Source organism: Corallococcus sp. CA049B, assembly GCF_003611685.1.
Lineage (GTDB): Bacteria > Myxococcota > Myxococcia > Myxococcales > Myxococcaceae > Corallococcus > Corallococcus coralloides.
Window position 1 is genome coordinate 1 of sequence record NZ_RAWC01000496.1, and the last position, 382, is coordinate 382.

1 pseudogene is annotated in these 382 nt (G+C 73.8%); it reads right to left on the reverse strand.

Annotation, left to right across the window (positions count from 1 at the left end):
• Positions 1-371: pseudogene (locus D7W82_RS39900) on the reverse strand (hypothetical protein); the annotation flags it as partial.
• Between the last annotated feature and the right edge of the window lie 11 nt (positions 372-382).

Sequence of the window (382 nt, forward strand, 5' to 3'; positions counted from 1 at the left end):
CCGTAGCCGAACGTGTAGAGCAGCTGGCCGTAGAGGTTGTCGTCCTCCACGCGCCCCGGGTAGCTGTAGGCCTGCGCGGACAGCCCCACGCCGCCCTCCACGAACGAGCCCGCGAAGCGCGGCCCGAAGCGCTCCATCGCGTAGCGGCCCTTGAGCCCCACCTCGCCGCCTCCCAGCGTGAAGCCCTCCGTCGGGTAGCGGTGGTACGTCGCGACGCCCTCCACGTCCAACGACGTCCCGTCCCCCAGCCCCGGCGTCCGCTCCGGCACACCCCACAGCCGGTAGGCCGCGCCCGCGCGGATCAACGTGTTGCCCTCGTCCGGCGCCAGCCGCGCGGACGCCTGGAGCCGCACCTTCGACAAACGCGCCACCGCCCCCAGCG